Annotated in this window: 23 protein-coding genes and 1 pseudogene; 4 read left to right on the plus strand and 20 right to left on the minus strand. The window is 52.0% G+C overall.

Annotated elements, in window-relative coordinates; genetic code table 11:
• Nucleotides 1-21 precede the first annotated feature (21 nt).
• The 7 genes and pseudogenes from CX664_RS22150 to CX664_RS28345 form a co-directional block, all read right to left on the minus strand.
• A complete protein-coding gene (locus CX664_RS22150; protein WP_101748829.1) occupies nt 22-207 on the minus strand; it encodes a hypothetical protein in 186 nt (61 codons plus the stop codon).
• A gap of 262 nt (nt 208-469) precedes the next feature.
• Nucleotides 470-1,264, minus strand: coding sequence for an IclR family transcriptional regulator (locus CX664_RS22155; RefSeq protein WP_101748830.1), 795 nt, complete (start codon nt 1,262-1,264; stop codon nt 470-472).
• A gap of 163 nt (nt 1,265-1,427) precedes the next feature.
• Complete coding sequence (locus CX664_RS22160; protein WP_101748831.1) at nt 1,428-2,297, minus strand: DMT family transporter; 870 nt, start codon at nt 2,295-2,297, stop codon at nt 1,428-1,430.
• Nucleotides 2,298-2,495: 198 nt separating this feature from the next.
• A complete protein-coding gene (locus CX664_RS28340) occupies nt 2,496-2,816 on the minus strand; it encodes a 3-hydroxyacyl-CoA dehydrogenase family protein (RefSeq protein WP_420810387.1) in 321 nt (106 codons plus the stop codon).
• Nucleotides 2,817-3,281: 465 nt separating this feature from the next.
• Entirely contained in the window at nt 3,282-3,524 is a 243-nt protein-coding gene (locus CX664_RS27630) for a 3-hydroxyacyl-CoA dehydrogenase family protein (protein ID WP_244910715.1), read from the minus strand.
• Entirely contained in the window at nt 3,521-4,594 is a 1,074-nt protein-coding gene (locus tag CX664_RS27635; protein WP_244910716.1) for an enoyl-CoA hydratase/isomerase family protein, read from the minus strand. The genes CX664_RS27630 and CX664_RS27635 overlap by 4 nt, the downstream gene beginning before the upstream one ends.
• A 13-nt stretch (nt 4,595-4,607) precedes the next feature.
• Nucleotides 4,608-4,859: pseudogene (locus CX664_RS28345) on the minus strand (3-oxoadipyl-CoA thiolase); the annotation flags it as partial.
• Nucleotides 4,860-5,319: 460 nt separating this feature from the next.
• Between CX664_RS28345 and ttcA the strand changes: the two are divergent.
• The 3 genes from ttcA to CX664_RS22185 all read left to right on the plus strand — a co-directional run bounded on the left by ttcA (nt 5,320) and on the right by CX664_RS22185 (nt 8,861).
• Nucleotides 5,320-6,231: a tRNA 2-thiocytidine(32) synthetase TtcA gene (ttcA, locus tag CX664_RS22175; RefSeq protein WP_101748832.1), complete on the plus strand. Its 912-nt coding sequence runs from the start codon at nt 5,320-5,322 to the stop codon at nt 6,229-6,231.
• Between the two features lie 202 nt (nt 6,232-6,433).
• Nucleotides 6,434-8,200 carry an ankyrin repeat domain-containing protein gene (locus CX664_RS22180; protein WP_101748833.1) on the plus strand — a complete coding sequence of 589 codons (1,767 nt, stop codon included), beginning with the start codon at nt 6,434-6,436 and terminating at the stop codon, nt 8,198-8,200.
• 331 nt (nt 8,201-8,531) lie between these two features.
• A complete protein-coding gene (locus CX664_RS22185) occupies nt 8,532-8,861 on the plus strand; it encodes a TraR/DksA family transcriptional regulator (RefSeq protein ID WP_101748834.1) in 330 nt (109 codons plus the stop codon).
• A gap of 40 nt (nt 8,862-8,901) precedes the next feature.
• Here the strand turns inward: CX664_RS22185 and CX664_RS22190 are convergent, their stop codons facing one another.
• From CX664_RS22190 to hemN, 4 genes are all read right to left on the minus strand, one after another.
• Nucleotides 8,902-9,441: a hypothetical protein gene (locus CX664_RS22190; protein ID WP_174783948.1), complete on the minus strand. Its 540-nt coding sequence runs from the start codon at nt 9,439-9,441 to the stop codon at nt 8,902-8,904.
• A 135-nt stretch (nt 9,442-9,576) separates the two neighbouring features.
• Entirely contained in the window at nt 9,577-10,134 is a 558-nt protein-coding gene (locus tag CX664_RS22195; RefSeq protein WP_244910717.1) for an adenine phosphoribosyltransferase, read from the minus strand.
• 79 nt (nt 10,135-10,213) lie between these two features.
• The gene (gene fnr / locus CX664_RS22200) at nt 10,214-10,972 is read right to left on the minus strand and encodes a fumarate/nitrate reduction transcriptional regulator Fnr (RefSeq protein WP_101748836.1); all 759 of its coding nucleotides are present in this window, start codon (nt 10,970-10,972) and stop codon (nt 10,214-10,216) included.
• A 675-nt stretch (nt 10,973-11,647) separates the two neighbouring features.
• Complete coding sequence (gene hemN / locus CX664_RS22205; protein WP_101748837.1) at nt 11,648-13,042, minus strand: oxygen-independent coproporphyrinogen III oxidase; 1,395 nt, start codon at nt 13,040-13,042, stop codon at nt 11,648-11,650.
• A gap of 429 nt (nt 13,043-13,471) precedes the next feature.
• Here hemN and CX664_RS22215 point away from each other — a divergent pair, with 429 nt between their 5' ends.
• Nucleotides 13,472-13,924, plus strand: a complete 453-nt coding sequence (locus tag CX664_RS22215) for a hypothetical protein (RefSeq protein ID WP_146000222.1) — start codon at nt 13,472-13,474, stop codon at nt 13,922-13,924.
• Nucleotides 13,925-14,185: 261 nt separating this feature from the next.
• Here CX664_RS22215 and CX664_RS22220 read toward each other — a convergent pair whose 3' ends face one another.
• From CX664_RS22220 to ccoN, 9 genes are all read right to left on the minus strand, one after another.
• On the minus strand, nt 14,186-14,896 hold the full coding sequence (locus tag CX664_RS22220; protein WP_101748840.1) for a sulfite exporter TauE/SafE family protein: 711 nt from the start codon (nt 14,894-14,896) through the stop codon (nt 14,186-14,188).
• The gene (gene ccoS, locus CX664_RS22225) at nt 14,883-15,059 is read right to left on the minus strand and encodes a cbb3-type cytochrome oxidase assembly protein CcoS (RefSeq protein ID WP_101748841.1); all 177 of its coding nucleotides are present in this window, start codon (nt 15,057-15,059) and stop codon (nt 14,883-14,885) included. Before ccoS ends, CX664_RS22220 begins: the two co-directional genes overlap by 14 nt.
• A gap of 2 nt (nt 15,060-15,061) precedes the next feature.
• Complete coding sequence (locus tag CX664_RS22230; RefSeq protein ID WP_101748842.1) at nt 15,062-17,662, minus strand: heavy metal translocating P-type ATPase; 2,601 nt, start codon at nt 17,660-17,662, stop codon at nt 15,062-15,064.
• Nucleotides 17,662-18,297, minus strand: a complete 636-nt coding sequence (locus CX664_RS22235; RefSeq protein WP_101748843.1) for a FixH family protein — start codon at nt 18,295-18,297, stop codon at nt 17,662-17,664. The genes CX664_RS22230 and CX664_RS22235 overlap by 1 nt, the downstream gene beginning before the upstream one ends.
• 3 nt (nt 18,298-18,300) lie before the next feature.
• Nucleotides 18,301-19,704: a cytochrome c oxidase accessory protein CcoG gene (ccoG, locus tag CX664_RS22240; protein ID WP_101748848.1), complete on the minus strand. Its 1,404-nt coding sequence runs from the start codon at nt 19,702-19,704 to the stop codon at nt 18,301-18,303.
• Between the two features lie 158 nt (nt 19,705-19,862).
• Nucleotides 19,863-20,759: a cytochrome-c oxidase, cbb3-type subunit III gene (gene ccoP / locus CX664_RS22245; RefSeq protein WP_101748844.1), complete on the minus strand. Its 897-nt coding sequence runs from the start codon at nt 20,757-20,759 to the stop codon at nt 19,863-19,865.
• Nucleotides 20,760-20,761: 2 nt separating this feature from the next.
• A complete protein-coding gene (locus CX664_RS22250) occupies nt 20,762-20,980 on the minus strand; it encodes a cbb3-type cytochrome oxidase subunit 3 (RefSeq protein WP_101748845.1) in 219 nt (72 codons plus the stop codon).
• The gene (gene ccoO / locus CX664_RS22255) at nt 20,980-21,594 is read right to left on the minus strand and encodes a cytochrome-c oxidase, cbb3-type subunit II (RefSeq protein ID WP_101748846.1); all 615 of its coding nucleotides are present in this window, start codon (nt 21,592-21,594) and stop codon (nt 20,980-20,982) included. The genes CX664_RS22250 and ccoO overlap by 1 nt, the downstream gene beginning before the upstream one ends.
• 5 nt (nt 21,595-21,599) lie before the next feature.
• Nucleotides 21,600-23,057: a cytochrome-c oxidase, cbb3-type subunit I gene (ccoN, locus tag CX664_RS22260; protein WP_101748847.1), complete on the minus strand. Its 1,458-nt coding sequence runs from the start codon at nt 23,055-23,057 to the stop codon at nt 21,600-21,602.
• Nucleotides 23,058-23,474: the final 417 nt, after the last annotated feature.

Consider the following 23,474-nt stretch of genomic DNA (forward strand, 5'->3'; position numbering starts at 1 on the left):
TATTTCATAAGGAAATCCACACTAAAGGACGAGGAGCCATTTTACCTGGGTATCCAGCGAGATATGGACATCATTTTCTGTGGTCCAGCTAACGGCCTGACTGACACCGGGCATGGTGCCCAGAATAGCCAGTGTGAGTAGATAAGTTGATTTTCTGATTCCAACAGGCCGTTCCATCTGCCCGGAAGCACGGTGATTTTTTTGCATGTTGCTAAGGTCTCCTGCTCCTTCTTGCCACTACTGCCCTCAGTAGTCGGTTTCAGGTTTTTGTTATTATTGAATTCTTGTATCGAAGATTTCAGTGCTTTGTGATCTTAGCCTGAGGGTATGATTGAAATCAATATATAATACTGCACAGCGAAATGTGAGTTCGATTTTTTATTTTATCTCAATCAAGTGCTACGTGCTCGTTCCCACGTGGAGCGTGGAAACGAGGATAGGACAGTATTCAAGCCGAGCTATTTATGGGTTATACCCCGGTAGCCTCAATATCCCGCACCACATGAACCAGCTGTGGCCCCAGTGACTGCATGATCATCTCATCGGAGATAAGGTATTTCGGGCCACCGCAGTTGATTGCCATAACCCGGCCATCCAGAAGTTTGAGCGGGACAGCAACGGCATTAACATCTTTGCTCCAGTCGCCAAGGGATGTACAGAAGCCTTTTTCCTGATACTCATCAATAGCCTTGCTGATGCTTTCTTGCCAGGCTGGCCAGTGATCACCTGAGTGCTGCTCCATCAGTGACAGAATCTGCTGTCTTTCGTCGTCTGACAGACCGGCCAGAAAGGCACGTCCGGAGGATGATGTTGCCAGTGGCAATCTTGAGCCAACATCCATGCGCAGAGCCTGTGTTTTTTCATTGCGACAATTCTCAACGTAAATCATCGACAGACGCTCGCGGATGGTCAGTCCAACAGAGACATTGGCTTGAGTGGCCATTTTTTCCATATAAGGCTTGGCAATTTTACGTACGTTGAGATTGGAGGTGTAGGCGTAACCCAGTGCCAGCACACCGACGTCCAGTTGATATTTTTCCAGGTGCTTCGAGTAAGTGAGATAGCCCAGCTGGGTCAGTGTGTAAGTCAAACGGGAGATGGTTGGTTTGGGAAGCCCGGTAATTCTGGCAAGGTCCTGATTACCGAGAACGCCGCCCTGTTGACTGAAAGCCCGCAGCAAATCCAGGCCACGTGCCAGCGCCTCAACGAATTTCCTGTCTTTCTCCCCCCCTTTCTCTCTTGGCAGGTCAATAATTTCATTCATATGCGGTGTGTCTTCTACTATTGTGTATGCTCTGCAAGGGGTGGAGTTCCGCTCCCTGCAAATTAAAGGCCATTATCAATACTGGTTAAAGGATTAAACATTTATAACATAGGTGAATCAGAAGTATCGGGTAAATCTCCGGGGTTTGCCGGTTAACATTCATCTATTGTTGTCTGGGACTGCTGCTGTTCCAGAACGCCGTAATCAGCCCGGCGGCAATGACCAGCAGAATTCCTGTTAGTGCAAATCCGTCGGGAATATGGTTCCAGATCAGCCAGCCCATAATTCCTGAAAATACTACACCGGAGTAGTTTATAGGTGCCACGATGACGGCACTGGCAAGTGTCAATGCCCGGGTATAACACCACATGGTCAACGAGATAGAACCACCAATATAGAGTAAATAGGGCAGCGTCCAGTAAGGAATAGGCTGCCAGTCAAGGATGGCTAACGGGATGCTGCAGAGAAACGATATCAAAAAATAGTAAGACAAAATCACATGGGTGGATTCAGTGCCTGAAAGGACCCGGGTGCTGACCATGGAAAGCGCCAGAAACACGCCGGACAGCAACCCGATGATATGCCAGTATTCAATGCCTTCTGCGTCCGGTCGCAAGATCAGCAGAATACCCAGGAAGCCAACAATAATAGGCAGCCACTGCCCCCCCGGAATGGTTATTTTTATCCAGGCCCAGACAAATAATGGGACAAATAACGGTGCCGTATTACGCAGCAGAGAGGCGTCCACCAGGGGGATATGTTGAATCGCCAGATAGTAGGTAAAAAAACACAGCCAGCCGGAAATCCCCCGGACAGCATGAATAACCGGGTGTTTTGTATACCAGTTGCGAAGAGGGTGTTTCAACAGCAAAGGGATAAGAATAAGCAGGCAGATGCCGTACTGAAACAAAACAACCATAGAGATGGGAACTGCATCGGCTACCACCTTGGTGGCAACACCCGCGGTAGTGGATGCCAGTGCTGAGAGCAGGGCAAAGATTATCCCTTTCAGAGTGGCATATTGGTCATTCATATTGGATAGTTAACTGCCTTGTGCCTGCCAATTTTTCCATGGGTTGACTGGTAATCTTTTGGCCGGTCGTTTTTATACGACGATAATTGTCTGTCTTAAAGCAAAAAATTGATGTCGTATAATATTGGGTTTTTCTGAAAATACCATAACAGCCCGGGAATAACCCCAGGCATCTATATGAAGGTTATGACTGCAAAGTCATGCCTGCTCTTTTTCCCATTGAGTCAGGCTTTTATTGTCGGTGACCAGTGTTTTCAGCAGTGCAGATGGTGTCCAGTTCTGCTGGCCGAACTGTTCGCCAAACTGGCACATTCTGGCGTAGACTTTTTTCAGGCCCTGGTTCTCTGCAAACGCCATCGGGCCACCGCGATAGGCTGGAAAGCCATAGCCAAAGATATAAACCACGTCGATATCGCTGGAGCGCTGGGCAATACCTTCTTCCAGAATGTTAAAGCCTTCATTGATCAGCGCTAAGGTCAGTCGGTCAAGAATTTCGTCGTCGCTGATCTCTCTTCGCACAACACCCTGTTTTGTGGCTTCTTCTTCTATTACCCGAAGGATGGTTTCATCAGAACTCCTGGCCCGTGACGTGGGATCATACTGATAGTAACCGGCCCCGGTTTTTTGCCCCAGCCTGCCCATTGCCACCAGTCGGTCAGCAATGCAGTAGGATTTGGGATTACCTTTTTCCTCGTCGGACAATCCCTGGCGGGCCTTATAACCGATGTCGATACCGGCCAGATCAGCAACAGCCATTGGCCCCATGGCCATGCCCCAGTTCTCCATGACCCGGTCGATCTGTTCCGGGGTTGCCCCTTCGATCAGGCATAACTGCGCTTCTCTTGCGTATGGCCGCAGCATCCGGTTGCCAATAAAGCCGTAACAGACACGGGAGAGTACCGGCACCTTGTTAATCTGTTTGGCAATGTCCATGGCGGTTGCCAGCACCTCGTCCGAGGTCTTGTCGCCCCGCACTATCTCCAGCTATTTCATGACATTTGCCGGGCTGAAGAAGTGCAGCCCAATCACGTCTTGTGGACGACGGGTCACGGTGGCGATGGCATCGATATCCTGATAGGAGGTGTTGGAGGCAAGAATAGCGCCGGGCTTGCACACGGCATCAAGTTGTTTGAAAACGGTTTGTTTGATGGCAAGATCTTCAAATACCGCCTCGATCACCAGGTCCACTTCCGCCAGGTGGTCATAAGAGGTTGTGCCACGGATCATCCCGAGCCGTTTTTCTGCTTCGGCCCCGGAGAGCTTGCCTTTTTAACGGTGATACCGTAGTTGCTGGCAATAATATCCTTACCACGTTGCAGGGCTTGTTCATCAATCTCCAGAAGAGTGACGGGAATACCGGCATTGGCAAAGTTCATGGCGATCCCGCCACCCATGGTGCCACCACCGATAATACCCACCGATTGAATCGCTTTAGCCCGGGTTTCTTTCGGCAGGCCATTAATTTTTACAGCTTTGCGCTCAGCAAAAAACAGGTGTCGTAATCCCTGTGACTCAGGCGACAGAAGACACTCAACAAACAGTTTCCGCTCAAGCTCCAGCCCCTTGTTGATGGGTTGGTTAACGGCAGCTTCAACACAGGCGACGATTTTTTGTGGCGCAATCTGCCCCCGGGCACGTTTGGCCAGCCTGGCCCGGTAGGCATCGAACAAGCCCGGCTCTATTTGGGCAGGGTCAATGGTTATATCGCTTACCCGCCGGACTTCCGGATTGTCAGCCAGCAGGGTGTTGGCAAACTCGATGGCACCGGTCAGCAAGTTGCCCTCAACCAATGAATCGAGCAGCTCGATACTTTGCGCCCTGGCCGCCTTCATGGGGTGACCTGACGTCATCAGATCCAGTGCGTTTTTTACCCCGGCCAGACGGGGAGCCCGCTGTGTGCCACCTGCACCGGGCAGCAAACCCAGTTTGACTTCCGGCAAACCTACTTTGGCAGAAGGAACTGCAATGCGGTAATGACAGGCCAGGGCGACTTCAAATCCGCCACCAAGCGCTGTGCCATGGATGGCGGCAATCACCGGCTTGGCCGATGCCTCAATCAAATTGACCACATCCGGCAGCGATGGCTCCATGGGCATTTTGCCAAACTCGGAAATATCGGCACCGGCAATAAAGGTGCGCCCTGTGCAGATGATAATTAACAGTTCGGAGTCATCGTGCTGAGCCTTCTCAATGGTGCCTTTCAGGCCTTCACGTACAGGCTGGGAAAGGGCGTTGACCGGTGGGTTATTGATGGTGATAACACCAATTTTGTTCTGCAAATCATAGGTGACAGTCATAATTTCATTCTTATAGTGCCTGGGTTGCGAAGGCTTCGTTGAATTCCAGCACATCCATATCGGCCATGGTCAGCCCTGCTCTTGCCAGGGCTTTGCGTGACGCTGGCACCGGACCAAGCCCCATGACCCGTGGCTCAACACCGGCAATCGCACCGGCAAGAATCCGTGCGCGGGGCCTGATGCCGGCCTTCTCCCCGGCCTGTTGACTGCCAATAATCAGTGCTGATGCACCGTCGTTTATGCCGGAAGCATTACCTGCGATAACGTCTTCGTATTGATTCAGATCGAAAGCATTGCGCTGAATGAGAGTCCTGATGATGTCACCCAACAGGTCATCCGGACGGATCGATGAGAGCGCCCCACCGTGTCGGCCGAAAGGGATACGACCACCGTCGTAGATATAGGCATCGGACATGTTATCATTTCCTTCTTATTATTCTGCTATGCGGAATTTGGTTTTAAATATATTGATTTTGCTTTTGTTAATCAATACCGGGTTTTATCCATTTTCAGTGACTGCTGGTGTTCAGTCGTTTTAAGTTGTGGGTCTTGAATGGCTCGGTGGATACCTTCCCGGGGTGGGGATATCCCATAACTTATTCCATTTGAGCTTGTTTCAGAATCCCTTGTAGTGAAAGTCCGTAACGGGATAGCAATCGGTCTGATTGGTGAAAGATTGACAGATAGTTATAATCAAATTTTTCTTTAGACTCCCTCAGGATAATATGACGACTTCTCTTTCCGGAACTGCAAAGACAGAATTTAACAAGCTGCAAAAAAGGTTGCGCCGCCACGCAGGTCAGGCTATTGAAGAGTTCAATATGATCGAGGATGGCGACAAAGTGATGGTCTGTTTATCGGGTGGCGCTGATAGCTACACGATGCTTCATATTTTGCAGAGTCTCCAGAAAAGTGCACCGATAACCTTTGATTTAGTGGCGGTGAATCTGGATCAGAAACAACCGGGCTTTCCTGAGCATATCCTGCCGGAATACCTGGATGGCCTGAATGTTCCTTATCATATTATTAACAGGGATACCTATTCGGTGGTTAAGTCGAAGATACCGGAGGGTAAAACCACCTGTGGTTTATGCTCGCGCTTGCGCCGTGGCACTCTGTACGCCTTTGCCGAAGATATCGGCGCAACCAAAATTGCCCTTGGCCACCATAAGGACGACATCGTAGAGACCATGTTCCTTAATATGTTCTACGGCTCCCGGCTGGCCGCCATGCCACCCAAGTTACTATCAGACGATGGACGGAACGTGGTGATTCGCCCTTTGGCTTATTGCCGCGAGAAGGATATCAAACGGTTTGCTGAACAAATGGCGTTCCCGATTATTCCATGCAACCTGTGTGGCTCACAAAAGAACCTGCAGCGTCAGAATATCAAAGCCATGCTGGCTGAGTGGGAAAAAAAGAACCCGAGCAGGATCGAGTCAATTTTTACGGCTATGCAGAATATAGCGCCATCCCAGATGGCTGATACTGAGCTGTTCAATTTTAAGGATCTTGCAATGGATCGTTCTGGCGAGCGCAAGTCCTATGAGCATGAGGACAATCAAACGATCTTTTCCGGGAATATTCCTGATCCAATCGATACCGATAATGACATGGTAAAAATTATTACTATTTAATTTCCCGGCATCACAAGCTGAGAGGCTGTGCAGCCTGACAATGACGTTCAATTCAGATCAGACTGCAAAGGTGCGCCAATAGCTGGCAGGACAGCTTCTGTGCTGCCTTTCAGGAACCAGTCCACAATTTTTCTGTCAATAGTGTTTATGAAATCACCGGTTGTCCATGAATTCAACCGGGTACACGGTGACCTGAATACTGATGGAAAATTCAATTTCTCCAGTTTCCAACCCGACAAGGCAACCATTAAACGATGTCTGTCCGATTTGTCTGGTTGGATTGTTTGGACACAACAGGGTAGTGGTTACCCCTTGTCGCCATCGCTATCACGAGCAATGTGTGACCCCCTGGCTTAACAGCCGACCGTTGGCCAGACGAACTTGCCCGGTCTGTCTTAATTGCGCCGTGCCACTGATGCGAGAGGGTGGGGCGAAGCTCTATGAGTACTCAGCGTACAGCGAGTCAATGCCCCTGAGTTGCTGTCGCTCCGGAAACCTGGCACAGCTTCAGCAGTTGCTGACCCTCGACCCGAGTGTTGTCTTTGCCCTGTTTCGTACCGGTGATACAGGTCATCATGTCCGTCTGCTGTATATGGCCGCCCGCAATGGGCAAATTGGTTGTGTCAGGGCTTTGGTGGCAGCGGGGGCTTCGCTGGATGTCCCGGCCATCAATGACGGCATGACCCCACTGCACATTGCCCTGGTCAATGGCCACCTTGATGTGGTTAATTTTCTGATTCAGTCCGGTGCGGGTCTCAATATGACTAACCGGGATGGTGATGCAGCCCTTCACCTGGCAGCCAGGCTGGAAGATGGTAAGTTTGCCGAAGCATTGGTTCTGGGAGGGGCAAACCCTGCCACCAGGGACAGTGATGACCGAACGGCACTGCATATTGCTGCCCTGGAAGGCCGTTGTGAGTGTGTCAGGATACTGGCCCGGAACCCGGGCATTATTGATACCGTGGACAGCCGTGGCAGGACCCCCCTGATTCTGGCGACCAAGGCCGGCCACAGGGCGGTTATGGATATTCTCATCAGCAATGGGTGTAATATGACCATAGCCAGCCGTCATGGCCGGGTGGCAGTTCACCATGCGGCCACCGGTGGTTATGGCCACTGCCTGCGATTACTTGCTGATAAAGGTGCGAACCTTGACGCAGTGACCCCCGTTGGCAGAACGGCGATGCATTACGCTGCCATGCGAAACCATAGTGAGTGTCTGGAAATCCTGATTGATAACAACGCCAACGTTGAGGCGTTGGTCAATTGTGGCTGGAACGCCCTGCATCTTGCTGCTTATCATGGGCACCTTGAAAGCGTGCAAACCCTGATCCGCAAGGGGGCCAATATCCAGGCCTTTACCAACGGCATTAGCGTTATGACAGCGCTGCACATAGCCACCAGATTCAACCATCTTGGGTGCGCCAGGGTCATCGTTGAGGCTAACGTGGATTTTTCGGCAAGGGACTCGGCTGGCAACACGGTGTTACACGACGCCGTCATCAACGGCAGGTATGTGTGCCTGCGCATGTTTATTCGCTCCGGTGCCGATCCTGACATGACCAACGCAGAGGGTCAGACCGCACTGCATCTGGCGGTGCTTAAACACCGTTGCAATAGCCTGAAAGCCCTGATCCAGGCAGGTGCTCAGCTTGATATTAAAGATAATTCCGGTCGTACGGCCATACACTATGCCGTTGATATGTCCTTTATTCATTTCTCCTTTGATGCTTCCCTCAGCCTGTTGATCCGGGCGGAGGCGGATCTGAATATTCCCGATCAAGACGGCAATACCGTTCTGCATATGGCGGCATTCAATGGCAACCTGAAAGTTGTCAGGATGCTGTTGAATGCCGGCGCAGATCATCGGGTGAGAAACAGACATGGCAGGACTCCCCTGGTACTTGCCAGTCAGCTCAATCACACATCCTGCATCGCCTGGCTGAAACGACTGCCTTATGTGGTGTAATGCCTGGTTATAGATCACTCCCTGGACTCTGCTTCAGGTTGAACGGAGGTTGTTCACATCAAACTCATTGAATTGATGTACCAGGTGGGAAAATGTTTTTCCGGATTGAAACTGAATATTACGTTTACGGTATCAATGATCTACTATTTGAATTCATGATTTTGGAAAGAATCAGTACGCCGCAGGTTGTTAATTAATACTTTATCCGTTTTTGTGAGTGGGGATAAGGTTCGTCGGCGTTGTTTTATGGTAAAGAGTGACCTTTTGACACAACTATTCTTTATAGAATAAACAGCAGGATTCTACAGTATTTTTGTGCAGGGGTAGCAAAATGACAGATCATGATAAGTGGCAGAAATGGTTGATGGCTCGCAGGGATGAGCTGAATACGCGTCTGGGTAAAATTAAAAAGGATGCTTCCCGAAAAAACAGTGCAGACTGGTCTGAGCAGGCGCAGGAGCGGGAGAATGATGAGGTTATTGATGCACTGGGTAACGAGGCGGTGATTGAACTGGGTAAGATTAACCGCGCCCTTGATCGTATAAATGAGGGTGATTACGGTTTCTGCCTGTCCTGCGGTAAGGAAATTCCGGTTCAGCGCCTTGAGGTCATGCCTTATGCTGACCTCTGTGTTCAATGTGCTGAGGCCAAGGGGTTGTAGGGGAACATCATCAAGGCGATAAGGGAGCAGGCGAATCCTGTTATGCCGGTTTGGCTGCAGCCTGGTTAAAGTACGTTGACTCCTCTGTGGAGCAGCCTGATTCAATAATCATCTTTTGATAGCTTTCGCAGAAGCTCTGGAGTGTTCCGGGGTTTCTGCTGTGAAAGTGCTTTTGCCATAACCTGGCCATGGCAGTGATGTCTTCTTTATCAATATCTTCGATCTGAATACCGCAGCGGTGATAGATAAGCCAGGCAATGGCGGTGGCGTAAACCAGGTTGGTCGCCAGTTCATGATGGGGGTGGGAAAGAAACTCCCGCTGGCTGGCCAGTCCCCGAACTTTGCTGGATAAGTCAGCGTTTGGAGCCAGAAACAGGTCCCAGATATTGCGGTGCATGCGAGGAGAAATCTGATAGATACCGAGCGCCTGGTGATTGGCCTGTTTCAGATGAAAACCAAGCCCGGACTCTCTGGCAGCAGTACCAAGCAGCAGGTTCTCAGCAGTAGGGCTCCACATACCCAGATGCTTGAGTGCGGGGCGAACAACATAGTGCCTTAGTTCCTTGGCGCATATTCCCATTTGCAAAGTCCTTTTTCCGGGTAGATCCCGGTCTGTGCGTCCTGTAATTGCGGGAGTGGCTCTCAGATCCAGACATTAACCCTGGATCTAAGAGACATATCGTATCATCCCTGAAATTCTGAACTGAGGGTAGTTTTACTCACCGGCAAAACTGCACAGGGCATAGGTTGGAATGCCCGCCGCATTGAGTCTGTCAGCACCCTTGAGATCTGGCAGATTGATGATAGCTGCAGCTTCCAGTGTGCAGGCTCCTGCTTGTCGGATCAACTGATCGGCAGCCAGCAGTGTGCCTCCGGTGGCGATAAGGTCATCCACCAACAGAATTCTTTCACCGGCCTTAATGGTGTCTTCATGCATTTCCAGTACGGCTTTGCCATATTCAAGGTCATACTCGACACTGAGGGTTTTGCCGGGCAGTTTGCCTTTCTTGCGAAACAGTGCCAGCGGCTTGTTCATGATATAGGACAGTGTCGAGCCAGGCAGGAAACCGCGGGCATCAAGCGCGCCAATGCGATCAAAAGTCTGGTTCTCATAACGCTGAACCATGACATCCACGGCCTTACGCCAGGCTTCCGGATTTTCAAACAGTGTGGTGATATCCCGAAACAGGATGCCTTCATGGGGCCAGTTGGCGATGGTTCTGATTTGCGTTCGCAGATATTCCTGAACGGATGAACATTCGTTTGTATGCATGGGAGGGAGCATGCCGCTGTCAGTCAATGGATAAAAAGGAAGAAGCCGCCTCAAAGGGTAGCTTCTTTAGAGGATAAAGTCAGGCGTTGGTAGCAATCGGGTTGGGTTCCAGTGTTTTTCCCCCGGCCAGGGCACAGAGTTTAACCGAGTTGCGAATTTCGATTTCCTTGCCCACGGCGGAGATCAGGCCGTTTTTCTGGAATCGGGTAAATACACGACTAACCGTTTCTACCGCCAGGCCCAGGTAGTTCCCCATCTCATTTCTCGACATGGACAGACGGAACGACTGGGAAGAAAAGCCCCGGCGACGAAAACGGCTGGCCAGGTTAATCAGGAATGTGGCAATACGTTCATCGGCGTTTTTCTTGGACAGCAGCATCATCATTTGCTGGTCTTCACGGATACGCTTGCTCATCAGGCGCATCAGATGTCGGCGAAGTTCCGGGAATTGATCGGAAAGGGTTTCCAGTTGCTCAAAAGGAATCTCGCAGATCATGGTGGTTTCCATCGCCTGGGCCGACACCGGATAGGTATCCGTATCCATGCCGCTCAGGCCAAGAATTTCGCTGGGCAGGTAAAATCCGGTGATTTGTTCCTCACCTTCATTGGTCGCTGTGTAGGTTTTGAGAGCCCCTGAGCGAACAGCAAAGACACTGGTAAAGGGGTCACCTTCCAGAAACAGGTGTTCGCCTTTTTTCAAAGGACGCCCACGCTTGATAATGTGATCCAGCTGATCGATATCCTTAATGCTCAGTGCCAGTGGCAGGCACAGTGAGCTGAGGCTGCAGTCTCTGCAGGCCACATGGCTCGGCTGTCGGACGTTGGGCTTTGACGTCATTGAGAGGCCTCAAAGTCGTATTGGCGAAATTCGACACTGTTTATGGAAAACCAAGTGTATGAAAAGTGTTACCGGAGTGTAAATCAGGTATGTACGCAACCGGGCAGACCTAAAGTAGGGGTTTGGTGCTGCTTTAAGTAGTTAACCAAATGAAATCATATATTTCTGACTAAGTTGTCAGTCACTCTGCGGCGTTGCAACTCCGGTCACATAGCTACGGCTATGCTCCCTACGTTGCGCCTTGCATAGTAACTGCCCACTTAGCCAGAAATATACGATTCCATTTGGCCAACTACTTAGCAATGCGTCATAAACTGCGATGGCTCCGGTGAGCTTTCATCTGCCGTGTCATCTATCAAGCCCAGGGCTGACCCTGATAATAGTATGGTCATGGCTCCTGGTGGTTGTGTGTCTTTATCCCTGAAAATCAATCTGACATTGTCTTATGTCACAGGATTAAATTTTCGTTCGTGGTATTTAACGGACATGACAGATTTTGCACTTATGTTTCAAGTAAATCAATGTGATAGTGGTGGCAAGTCGTCGTCAGTTTCAGTTTTTTGCTGATAAGCCGGTGAGCTGCAGAGAGGTTTCGGTTCTGTGCGGGATGATCAGTCGTTGTCGGTACTGGCGGGAGAGGGGCTCCGGAGCCTGGTGATTGCTCCGGAGTGTTGCTCAGATAACCTTTGAGTAGAGCGTCTTTTCTTTCATCTCCGGTTGATGGAGATAGTGGTCGAACTGCATACAGATGTTACGGATCAACAGTGTTCCCTTCGGCAGTACTTCCAGCAAGCCATCGCTATTGAGACTGATCAGGCCGTCTGCCCTCATCGGCTCCAGCCTTGCCAGCTCATCCCGGAAGTAATCCCTGAATTGAATATTAAACCGCTGTTCAATATCACTGAAGTTCAGTTTGAAGTGGCAGATCAGCTGGGTAATGACTGCCTGGCGGACTTTGTCATCAGCGGTCATCTTTAAGCCGCGCACCACTGGCAACCGCTGTTCATTGAGCATTGCGCAGTACTGGGCTTCATCAGTGCTGTTCTGAATATAAGTGTCGCCTACCTGGCTGATGGCAGACACGCCCATGCCGATCAGGTCGCAATGGCCATGGGTGGTATAACCCTGAAAATTCCGGTGCAGCGTGCCATCCTCCCGGGCCATGGCCAGTTCATCGTCTGGCAGAGCAAAGTGATCCATACCGATGTAGATATAGCCCTGATCCAGCAGCTTTTCCGTGGCCTGATGCAGAATGTCCAGCTTCATTTCCGGCGCTGGCAGATCCTGCTCATTGATTCGGCGCTGTGGCTTGAAGCGGTGGGGCAGGTGGGCGTAGTTAAACAGGGATAGCCTGTCCGGGGCCATATCAACCACACGATCAATGGTTGCCATAAAACTGTTGGTGGTCTGGAAAGGCAGACCGTAAATCAGGTCCATGTGTACCGAGCGGAATGCCATGACCCTGGAAGCATCAAGAATGGATTGAATCATGCTTTCAGGTTGAACCCGGTTAACGGCCTGCTGCACTTTGGGGTTCAGGTCCTGAACACCCATGCTGATCCGGTTGAAGCCAAGGTCCCTCAGGGTGCCCATCATGGGCCAGTCTACTTCCCTGGGATCCAGTTCAATGGAGTAGTCTGCGGTATCGCTTTGAGTCAGTTGGAAGTGCTGGCGGATATGGCCCATCAGATCCGTCATCTGATCTCGGCTCAGAAAGGTCGGTGTGCCGCCACCAAAGTGCAGTTGCTCGACCCGCTGTTCCTGACTGTAGAGTGCTGCTTGCATCTCTATTTCACGAAACAGGTATTCCAGATAACTATTGGCGCGTCCACGGTGTTTGGTGACTATTTTATTACAGGCGCAGTAATAACAGACATGGGAGCAGAACGGGATATGAAAGTAAAGTGACAGGGGCTTGATGGCCCTGGCACTGGAGTGGGCATTGTGCTGATATTTCTCAATATCAAAGCTGCCATCAAACTGCACCGCCGTGGGATAGGAGGTATAACGCGGGCCTGAGTGGTTGTATCGGTGAATCAGGTCTTTATCCCAAACTGGTGCGGTATTCATTATTGCTCTCGGTAATCTTCATGTCTTATTAGTCAGTGTGTTCGCCTTCTGGTCGGTCTTTTGTGCCGGAAAGGGTAAGGCAAAAACAGTCGGTATTACGTCATGATGTTTTTGGCTAGTTTAGAAAGATTTTCAAGGTTGTTCTTTGATCGGTGTCAATAGGTATGAACCGAACCGGCATGCCTTAGTGGTTCGTCTTTGGGGCCTGTGATGAGGGTTGTGTCCAACGTGGCGTGAAGCTGTTGAGGTAGGCTATTGTATCTGCCATCTGGTTATTAATCGAGCAAATAATGCTTTGGCTGGCAGGGTTGTGCTGAAAAGGGTCTGATTGATAGTGATCGGTGGGTTCATTGAATGTGCTATTTTTGCTGCTAAATCATAAAAATTCACAAATATGTCCTGGTCACTGATCAGACAGGAGGAGTAATTATGGGTGCAGACATACATATGTATGCTGAATTCAGAAATAGTGCCGGGCAATGGGAAGAAATCCCGGGTTACGAACCTTTTTCAGATCGCAATCGTCATGTCTTTTCATTTTTTTCCGAGGGTTTTGTCAGAAGCGATTATGACTGGGGCTCCTGGCATGTTACTCCGTATCCCATTATTGAGGAGGCTCGGGGGCTGCCCGGAGATGTCAGTCTTTCCATCAAGGCCAAGTCTGATGAATGGGGAACGGGTGGATCTGGCCACTCCTGGCTGTCTGTTGATGAATTGGTTTCTTACGACTACAACAAGCCTTTAAGAGAAAGAAGCGTTGATGTTCCCGAAGAGTTTGTTCAGCTTACGGTCAGGGAATCGCTGGGTGAAAACTATTTCTTGGAGTTGGCTGAGTTGCAGAAGCAAAAAGCGGAGCGCCTCGTCTTTTGGTTTGATTTCTGATTCAAAACTTTAAGAGCCTCCTAGTACATGGTTTCAATGAGTTTGACGGGTTGTCGTGCCTCCGCACTCCGTTCGTCCTGAGCTTGTCGAAGGACCCATAGGGCCTAAAGGCGGAAACTCCGGACTCTGATAGATCGTGCCAAGCACCCTTCGTCAGTGCATCCTGAGCGGAGCCGAAGGGCGCTCAGGGTGAACGGAGATCGTACACGTCAAACTCATTGAAACCATGTACTAGGAGGCAGAACTTTTTTTTTCCTTTTATCACATATGGTGATGGTGCAGCATGGACATCAACCACCTCTGGTGCGCGCCGGGCATAGACCACAAGCCAAAAAGGATAATCAGCAAACCCGCCAGGTTGCGGGTGATACTGGCTTGGATAATGCCGCTAAGCTGTCTTGAGAACGCACCCAGCAGGAACACTGAGGGTATGGTGCCAATACCGAATGAGGCCATTAACAGCGCACCCTGTACCGGTTGTCCCTGAGTGGCGCTCCAGGCCAGGGTGCTGTAGACCAGGCCGCAGGGTAACCACCCCCAGAGCATGCCAATGGCGAGGGCATTGGGAAAGTTTTTGATGGGCAGCAGTGCTTTGGCCTTGGGCTGGATATGTTGCCAGAGCTTATGTCCGATCTTTTCCAGATGTGTCAGACCACGCCACCAACCGCTCAGATAAAGCCCCATGGCGATCAGCATAATGGCCGCAAAATAGCGCAGTCCCATTTTTACTTCCGGGCTGATACCGCCCAGGTACCAGCCAATGCTGGCCAGAAGGAGACCAGCAATGGCATAGCTGGTAATCCGTCCGAGATGATAGGTCAGCATCAGCCAGAAGATCTGTGCACGGGACTTGCCTGCCAGGGAGAGGCTGAGGGCGGAGGTAATGCCGCCACACATGCCGATACAGTGGGCACTGCCCAGTACGCCCAGGGTTAATGCGGAAAGTAAGGTGGGGACTTCATTTATGGTCATGTGCATTAGCTTTTGGTATCTGTTGAGGCTCATCAAAAAGAATGCTGTGGGCTGGCCCTTCAAGGTCGTCAAACTGACCGTCGTCTACTGCCCAGAAGAAGAGTTTGATCGCTACAGCGATCAGGATCAGGGCCAGAGGGATCAGAATAATCAGGCTTTCCATGGTCAGGCAGCTCCTCTGGGTTCAAGGTGGGCGTAAACGTCTTCTGACTCGGTCGGTGTTTTGGTCAGTTTTCCCGGGCGGTTCAGTCGCAGGGCGTTGGCCACCACAATCAGTGAGCTGAGCGCCATGCCGGTAGCAGCCATCCATGGGGCAATCATGCCTGCTGCGGCCAGGGGCAGGGCGGCAAGATTGTAGCCCAGGGACCATGCCAGGTTTTGCCGGATAATTTTCCGGGTTCTTATGGTCAGGTTAAAGGCATCGGCCAGTCGCTCAAGGTTGCCACAAATCAATACTGCATCTGCACTGGTGCGCGCCAGGTCTGAGGCGTTGCCCATGGCCATGGAGATATCCGCCCCCGCTAAAACAGGAACATCATTGATGCCATCACCGACCATCAAGACTTTGTGGCCCTGACTCTGCAGTGTCTGGATATAGTGCAGCTTGTCATCCGGGCTGCTTTCAGACTTCCATTGCCGTATACCCAGGGATTCAGCGGTTGCTGCCACCACCGGCTCGGCATCACCACTGAGCAAGGTTACGGTTTTGCCCATCTGTTGCAGCCGTTGGATGGTGTGGGCGGCCTCAGGGCGCAGGCTGTCGGTAATCCTGAACCAGCAGAGCGGTTGCCAGAGTTTCTGGTCAGTACTTTCAGACATCAGCAACCACTGCCCATCCTGTTCTGGCGTTGCCACATTGCCGGCTGGGCAGGCAAAGTCGGGTCGTCCGATACGATAAAGGTGGTTGCCAATGGTGCCTTCTATCCCCTGGCCAAGATGGTTTTTCACCTCGTGAGCCTGCTCATGCAGTGACTCAACGGTGTAGAAAAAGGCTCTGGCGATAGGATGTTCAGAGTGTGCTTCCAGGGCTGCTGCCCGCTGAAGCAACGCTTCTTTTGAGCTGTTGCCGTTATCAAGAGAAACCACCTGGCTTAACGACAGCTCCCCTTTGGTTAAGGTGCCGGTTTTATCAAAGATCACATGGTCGATGGTTTTCAGGCCTTCCAGAACATGGCCACGGGCCACCAGCAGGCCAAGGCGGTGCAGATAGCCGGTAGCCGCAGTCAGGGCAGCGGGGGTGGCCAGGGACAGGGCACAGGGGCAGGTCACCACCAGAACCGACAGGGTAATCCAGAACGCGTCTTGTGGCGCAATGCCGGACCAGCCCCAGTACACACAAATGGCCACCAGCAAAACACAGGCAACAAACCAGCCGGCCACCTTATCGGCAATTTTTGCGATGGCGGGCTTATCCTGCTGTGCCCGTTGCAGCAGCTGGATAATGCCGGCTACCCGGGTCTCTTCGCCCACTTTGCTCACCTTAAGCTCAATGGGATGGTCCACATTGATACTGCTGCACAGCAGTGTGTCACCGGGCTGCTTTTCGATGGGCAGGTACTCTCCGGTCAACATGGCTTCATTCACGCTGGTGGAGCCACTGATCAGAATGCCATCTGCGGGAATGGCATCACCGGGAAGAACTCTAACTTTGTCGTCTGGTTGCAGATCGGCCACCGGGACGCGCTGATAGTGACCATTGACTTCTTTCAGGCAGCTGGGTGGCAGCAGATTGGTCAGCGCCCGTGCAGCCCTGGCGGTTGCATGGCGGGCACGAAGCTCAAGGTAGCGACCGGTCAGCAGGAAGAAGGTAAACATGGAGACTGAGTCATAATAGACTTCGCCAGAGCCTTTAGCGGTGGAATAAATAGAGCCCTCAGCGGTGGAATAAATAGAGCCCTCAGCGATGGAATAAATAGAGCCATCAGCAAGGAAATAAATGGAGAAGGTTGCCCACAGGCTGGCCAGATAAGCGCCACCAATGGCAATGGATACCGGAACATCCATGCCGAGATGCCGTATTTTGATATCCCGCCAGGCCGCCTTGAAGAAGGGCGCAGCAGAGTACAACACCACAGGCGTGGCAATCACGGCGCTGAAGATCCGGATCAGGTCCCGGTAAATGTCCGGCATATCGTCACTGATGGCACCGGAATAGAGGGCGATGGCATACATCATCACCTGCATGGCACCAATACCGGCAACGGCAAGCCGTCGTATAAAGGTGCGGTTTTCGTTTTTCAGCAGGGCTTCCTGCTGGTCGGCACGCCAGGGGAACGCCTGGTAACCGATTTTGTGAATTTCCAGCAGAATGGTACTTAAGGGGATCTCGCTGTTATCCCAGGTGATCTGCGCCTCATGGGTGCTGAGGTTGACACTGACCCGGGCAACACCCGCCAATGCCTCCAGATGGTTTTCCAATAACCAGATACAGGCGGCACAGGTGATACCGTCTATCAACAGACTGGCAGTGAGGTGGTTATCCTGGCTTTGGGAGGCTGGGCCTGCGGGTCTGACAAAGTCCTTTTGCACCTCTGCACGGTCATAGATCTGCAGTTCTTCCTGAAGTCGCTGATTCAGGTCAGTGACCTGGTTGGCGCTTTCGCTACGGTGCCGGTAATAGTTCTCCAGACCGCCAGCAACAATGGCCTCGGTCACCGCCTTGCAGCCCGGGCAGCACATGGGCTGCGGTGTTCCTTCAACGTCTGCAAAAAATACCACCGGCTCGCTGACCGGCAGTGTGCAATGAAAGCAACGGGTATCGGTCATCAGGCATCCGGGTTTTTCAGGGTAATTGGGGTTCCCGGTGAGACGACGGCCTCCAGGGTGATCTTCCAGCCGGTTTCATAGCCTACTTCCGGAATCAGCTCATCCAGGGTTTCCAGTTGCAGGTAGTAACGGCCGGTAACCAGGGCGTCCAGCTGGCCGACATACATTGGGTTTTGCCCGGGTTGTGCCGGGTTAGAATCTGCGGCTGATTTGGCGCTGATGCCAAAGGAGCGGTTCAGCACAATGGTTCTGTCTTTGTCTTTAAATACCGGAGAAAGAAAACTGAGTTTAAGCTGCCCGGGCCACACCTCCGGATTACCCTGCATCGTCACCCGGACTTCACCGATCAGTTCATCAATGGTCAGTGTACCGGCAACGGCCATGCTTCGGGCATTTTCAATTCGGGTCATGTCCTGGTTGATGGTTTTGCCATTTTTGTAATAGTCATCAATCACCACGCTGTCCTGATGGGTAAAGGCGGTGTAGACCTGAAAGCCACCCCAGGCAAAGGTGACCAGCAAAATACCCACGATGTACCAGGCCCAGGGTTCCCGGTACCAGGGGGTAAAAGGTTCCCTGTTGGTGGCAGGCTGGCATCCTGCCGAGTTATCTCTGCTGGTGGTTGATTGCGTCATGGTTCAGGGTTTCCTCTCTGGTCCGGGCACCATAAATCGGCTTTCAGCGGTAATGGCTTCCAGTCCGGGCTGGCTGGAACTGATGCTGAAGCGAACCGGCCGGGTGCTGGGGGCGCCATCAATCAACGGTGCGATAACCCTGATGATTTCCTGCTGCACACTGCCCGGCTCTGCCACAATGGCGGTTCTGCCCGCTATTTTCAGATTCTCGATACCAGCCACCCGTATTCTGATGAGATGGGGTTGCTGGTCTTTGTTAGCGACTTTCAGTGTGTAGATATTTTCTACCTGCTCATCATTGATGACCCGGAACAGGACATTTCTATCCCTGAGTACTTCCAGCTCCAGCGGAATTCGATGGCCAACGCTGAAGATAAACAGGCAGATCATGATAAACAGTGCTGAACCATACCCGATCAGTCGGGGACGAAGCCAACGGGTCTTCTGGCCGGCAAGTTCGTTATCGGTGGTATAACGGATCAGGCCTTTGTCGTAGCCCATTTTGTCCATAATGGTGTCGCAGGCATCGATACAGGCGGCACAGCCGATGCACTGATATTGCAGCCCATCACGGATATCGATACCGGTAGGGCAGACCTGCACGCAGACACTGCAGTCCACACAGTCCCCCAGCCCCATGGTTTTGTGATCAGCGCTTTTTCTGCGGGGGCCACGCTGTTCACCGCGATGTTTGTCGTAAGCAACCACCAGGGTGTCGTTATCGAACATAACGCTCTGGAAACGGGCGTAGGGGCACATATAAATGCAAACCTGTTCCCGCAGGTAACCCGCATTGCCATAAGTTGCGAGGGTGAAGAAGCCGAGCCAGAAAATACCCCAGGGGGCAACATCGAAAGTGGCCAGGTCCAACACCAGTTGCCGGATGGGAATAAAGTAACCGACAAAGGTGAGCGCCGTAGCAAAAGCGATACTCAGCCAGAGCGTGTGTTTGGCACTTTTGCGCAGAAACTTCCCGAGGGACATGGGCTCTTTGTCCATCTTCATCCTGCGGTTGCGTTCACCTTCCGTGATGCGTTCTGCCCACATAAATACCCAGGTGAAGACGCTCTGGGGACAGGTGTAGCCGCACCAGATTCGTCCGGCAAACACCGTCAGTGCAAACAGGCCAAAGGCGCAGATAATCAGTAGCCAGGACAGCAGGATAAAGTCCTGGGGCCAATAGGTGGTGCCAAAGATATGAAACTGCCGGGCGGGCAGGTCAAAGAGCACCGCCTGACGGCCATTCAGATTGATCCAGCAGGTGCCAAAAAAAAGCAAGAAGAGAAATGTACCGCCAGCCAGACGAAGCGTTCGGAAGTGGCCCGAAAAGCTTCTGGTGTAAATCTTTTCAGGCTTCTGATACAGGTCGATCAGTTCCGGTTCCTGGTTGGCATTGTCTGTGTTCATAGAGCCCAAATATACCGTTAAGGTTTTATTGGAACCACAAAGGCACAAAGGCACAAAGGAAGCTTTTTTTGCTAAGCCCGGCTCAGGCAAGCCTAAAAAAAACTTTGTGCCTTTGTGCCTTTGTGGTTCATAGCTTTTTGTATCTGTGCCTGAGCAGATCACTCAGTCTTGTGGGTCAGGCTGTAAACGTAAGCCGTCACCAGATGAACCTTCTCTTCACCAAGAATATCGTTCCAGGGTGGCATAACGCCGTTTCGTCCCTTGCGGATGGTGTATTCCACTTGCGCCTGACTTGATCCGTACAGCCAGATATTGTTGGTCAGGTTCGGAGCGCCCAGGGCATGGTTACCGGTACCATCGGCGTTATGACAGACGGCACACGTCGTACTGAAGATCTTTTCGCCAGCGGCCAGGTCCGCTTCGCTGGCACCGCTGTCAATGCCAGACAGTTCACGGGTATAGCTGGCAACCTGCTTCACACCGGTATCACCGATCACGGCACCCCAGGCGGGCATTTGCCCCTGACGGCCGTGAACAATGGTGGCCTTGATGGCGTCTGGAGTACCACCGTAGAGCCAGTCGTTGTCAGTGAGGTTCGGGAAACCGAAGTTACCACCGGCATCCATACCGTGACAGAGGGCACAGTTGTTGATATAGACCCGCTCACCCATTTTCAGAGCCCTGGGGTTGTTAATCAGCTGTTCAACCGGAGTGGCGGCGTAACGGGCAAATTCAGGGGCATATTTGCGGTCATGCCTGAGTTGATCCTGTTCCAGCTCATTCACCTGAGTCCAGCCAAGGACACCTGCCCACTTACCCATACCCGGGTAGAGAATCAGATAGCCCACGGTGAATACCAGGGTGGCGATGAACATGATAAACCACCACTGCGGCAGTGGGTTATCATACTCCTCAATGCCATCATAAGCGTGACCGGTGGTCTCAGCGGTCATATCCCTGCGCTGGCCCTTGCGAGTTGCAAACAGAACCCAGGTGACCAGTACCAGGCAGGCGGTGGTCAGCAGAACAATCCACCAGTGCCAGAAATTACTCATCGTTATACTGCTCCTCTTTTCTGGGAGTTCTTATGGGTTTCCCGGTGGCTGCCTGGGGCATCATTGTTGGCAGCACCCTCTTGCTGGTCATCAGCAAATGGCAGCGCGGCGGCTTCATCAAAGTCGCCCTTACGTCGGCTGCTGTAGGCCCAGAAGACCACCGATAGAAATGCGACCAGGGCGACCAGTGTCGCCAGTCCTCGAATCGTATTGATATCCATCAGCGCTTACCCGAAATAACAGTGCCCAGTCCCTGGAGATAAGCCACCAGGGCGTCCAGCTCGGTTTGTCCTTTGACAGCATCCCGGGCACCGGCAATATCTTCATCGGTGTAGGGAACACCCAGTGTGCGCAGGGTTTCCATCTTTCTTGCGGTCAGCTTGCCATCCAGCGTGTTCTCTGCCAGGAATGGGTAGGCGGGCATAATGGACTGAGGCACCAGGTCACGTGGGTTAATCAGGTGGGCACGGTGCCAGTCATCGGAGTAACGGCCGCCAACCCGCGCAAGATCTGGTCCGGTACGTTTGGAGCCCCAGAGGAATGGGTAGTCATAAACGGACTCGCCAGCCACCGAGTAGTGACCATAACGCTCCACCTCGGCGCGCAGCGGACGAATCATCTGGGAGTGACAGCCTGCACAGCCTTCACGGATATAGATATCACGGCCTTCCAGCTGCATGGCGGTGTAAGGCTTCAGGCCCTCCACGGGCTGAGTGGTCTCTTTCTGGAAAAACAGCGGGACAATCTCCACCAGGGAGCCAAAACTGATGGCAACAACCACCAGTATCACCATCAGGCCCAGGTTCTTTTCAACAATATCGTGTTTGCTCGCCATTATTATTATCTCCCTTCAACCGGCGCAGTGGTCGGGTTGAGTTCGAGGGATTCTTTACCGGAAGAGGGCTCCCCCGACTCTCTGGCAGTGCGGTAGACGTTATAAGCCATTGTCAGCATGCCAAGAACAAAGAAGGCACCACCAATAGCACGGACAATGTAACCGACACCGCTGGCTTCTACGGACTCAATAAAGCTGTAGGTTAACGTGCCGTCTTCGTTCACTGCACGCCACATCAGGCCCTGGGTGATACCGTTTACCCACATGGCAACGATGTAAAGAACGGTGCCGATGGTGGCCAGCCAGAAGTGCATATTGATCAGGCCAACGCTGTACATCTGTTCCTTGCCGTACAGCCTTGGAATCAGGTGATAGAGCGAACCGAATGACACCATGGCTACCCAGCCCAGGGCACCTGAATGCACATGACCAATGGTCCAGTCGGTGTAGTGGGACAGGGCGTTAACGGTCTTGATGGCCATCATCGGGCCTTCAAAGGTGGACATGCCGTAGAAGGAGAGGGAAACCACCAGAAAACGCAGGATCGGATCGGTCCGCAACTTATGCCAGGCACCGGAGAGGGTCATGACCCCATTGATCATGCCACCCCAGGACGGTGCCAGCAGCACCAGTGACATAACCATGCCCAGGCTCTGGGCCCAGTCCGGCAGTGCGGTGTAGTGCAGATGGTGCGGGCCGGCCCAGATGTAGATGGCAACCAGCGCCCAGAAATGCACGATGGACAGACGATAAGAGTAAACCGGACGCTCCGCCTGTTTTGGCACGAAGTAATACATCATGCCCAGGAAACCGGCGGTGAGGAAAAAGCCTACCGCATTGTGGCCATACCACCACTGGATCATGGCATCCATGGCCCCCGCGTAGGCAGAGTAGGACTTGGTCAGGCTGACAGGTAACGAAGCGCTGTTAACGATATGGAGCACGGCAACCGTAATAATGAAGGCACCAAAGAACCAGTTAGCCACATAGATGTGCTTACTCTTGCGCTTCATGATGGTGCCAAAGAAGACCAGCGCGTAACTGACCCAGACAACGGCGATCAGAATATCAATGGGCCATTCCAGTTCGGCGTACTCTTTGGAAGAGGTAATGCCCAGGGGCAGAGTAATGGCCGCCGCAACAATCACCAGTTGCCATCCCCAAAAGGTGAAAGCGGCCAGCCGCGGCATGGCCAGTGTCGCCTGACAGGTTCGCTGGACGATGTAATAGGACGTTGCAAACAGGACACAGCCGCCAAACGCAAAAATCACCGCATTGGTGTGCAGTGGCCGCAAGCGTCCAAAGCTGGTCCAGGGTAAGCCCAGGTTGAGTTCGGGAAAGACCATCTGAGAGGCAATCAGCAGGCCTACCGCCATACCAACAACTCCCCAGACCACGGCCATGATGGCAAACTGCCGAACTACTTTGTAGTTATAGGTCGGCTGTAACGTTGCAGTGCTCATGCTCCATGTTACCTTCGGGTTATGCTTATAAGATTTGATGGTTATTGTGGGTAAACCGAAATGGGATTGTATTGATACGGATCAATATCCGGTCAAAAAATGAGCCAGTTGCTTCTGTTCAGAGGTAGGGGGTTACGCCCCGGGAGTTGCAGACTTTTTCCAGGAAAAAGCGGAATGTGTGTGCTGTTTTTTAGCGTTTTTTCCTTATGATAGTGCTTGTTTAGTTAACGACCCTGACCCCGTTGCCAGAGCACTTGAGTGCACAACTCCATTGGAAAATCAAAAGCACCCCTGCTTTCCCCTTGCCAACCTTCTAAACAGGCTTTGCTGTACCGACAGTTCTGACTTTCTTATGTCCTCATCTGGTTATCGGGAGCATATAAGTAGCTAACCATATGGAATCATATATTTCTGACT

This window comes from Endozoicomonas acroporae (assembly GCF_002864045.1).
Lineage (GTDB): Bacteria > Pseudomonadota > Gammaproteobacteria > Pseudomonadales > Endozoicomonadaceae > Endozoicomonas > Endozoicomonas acroporae.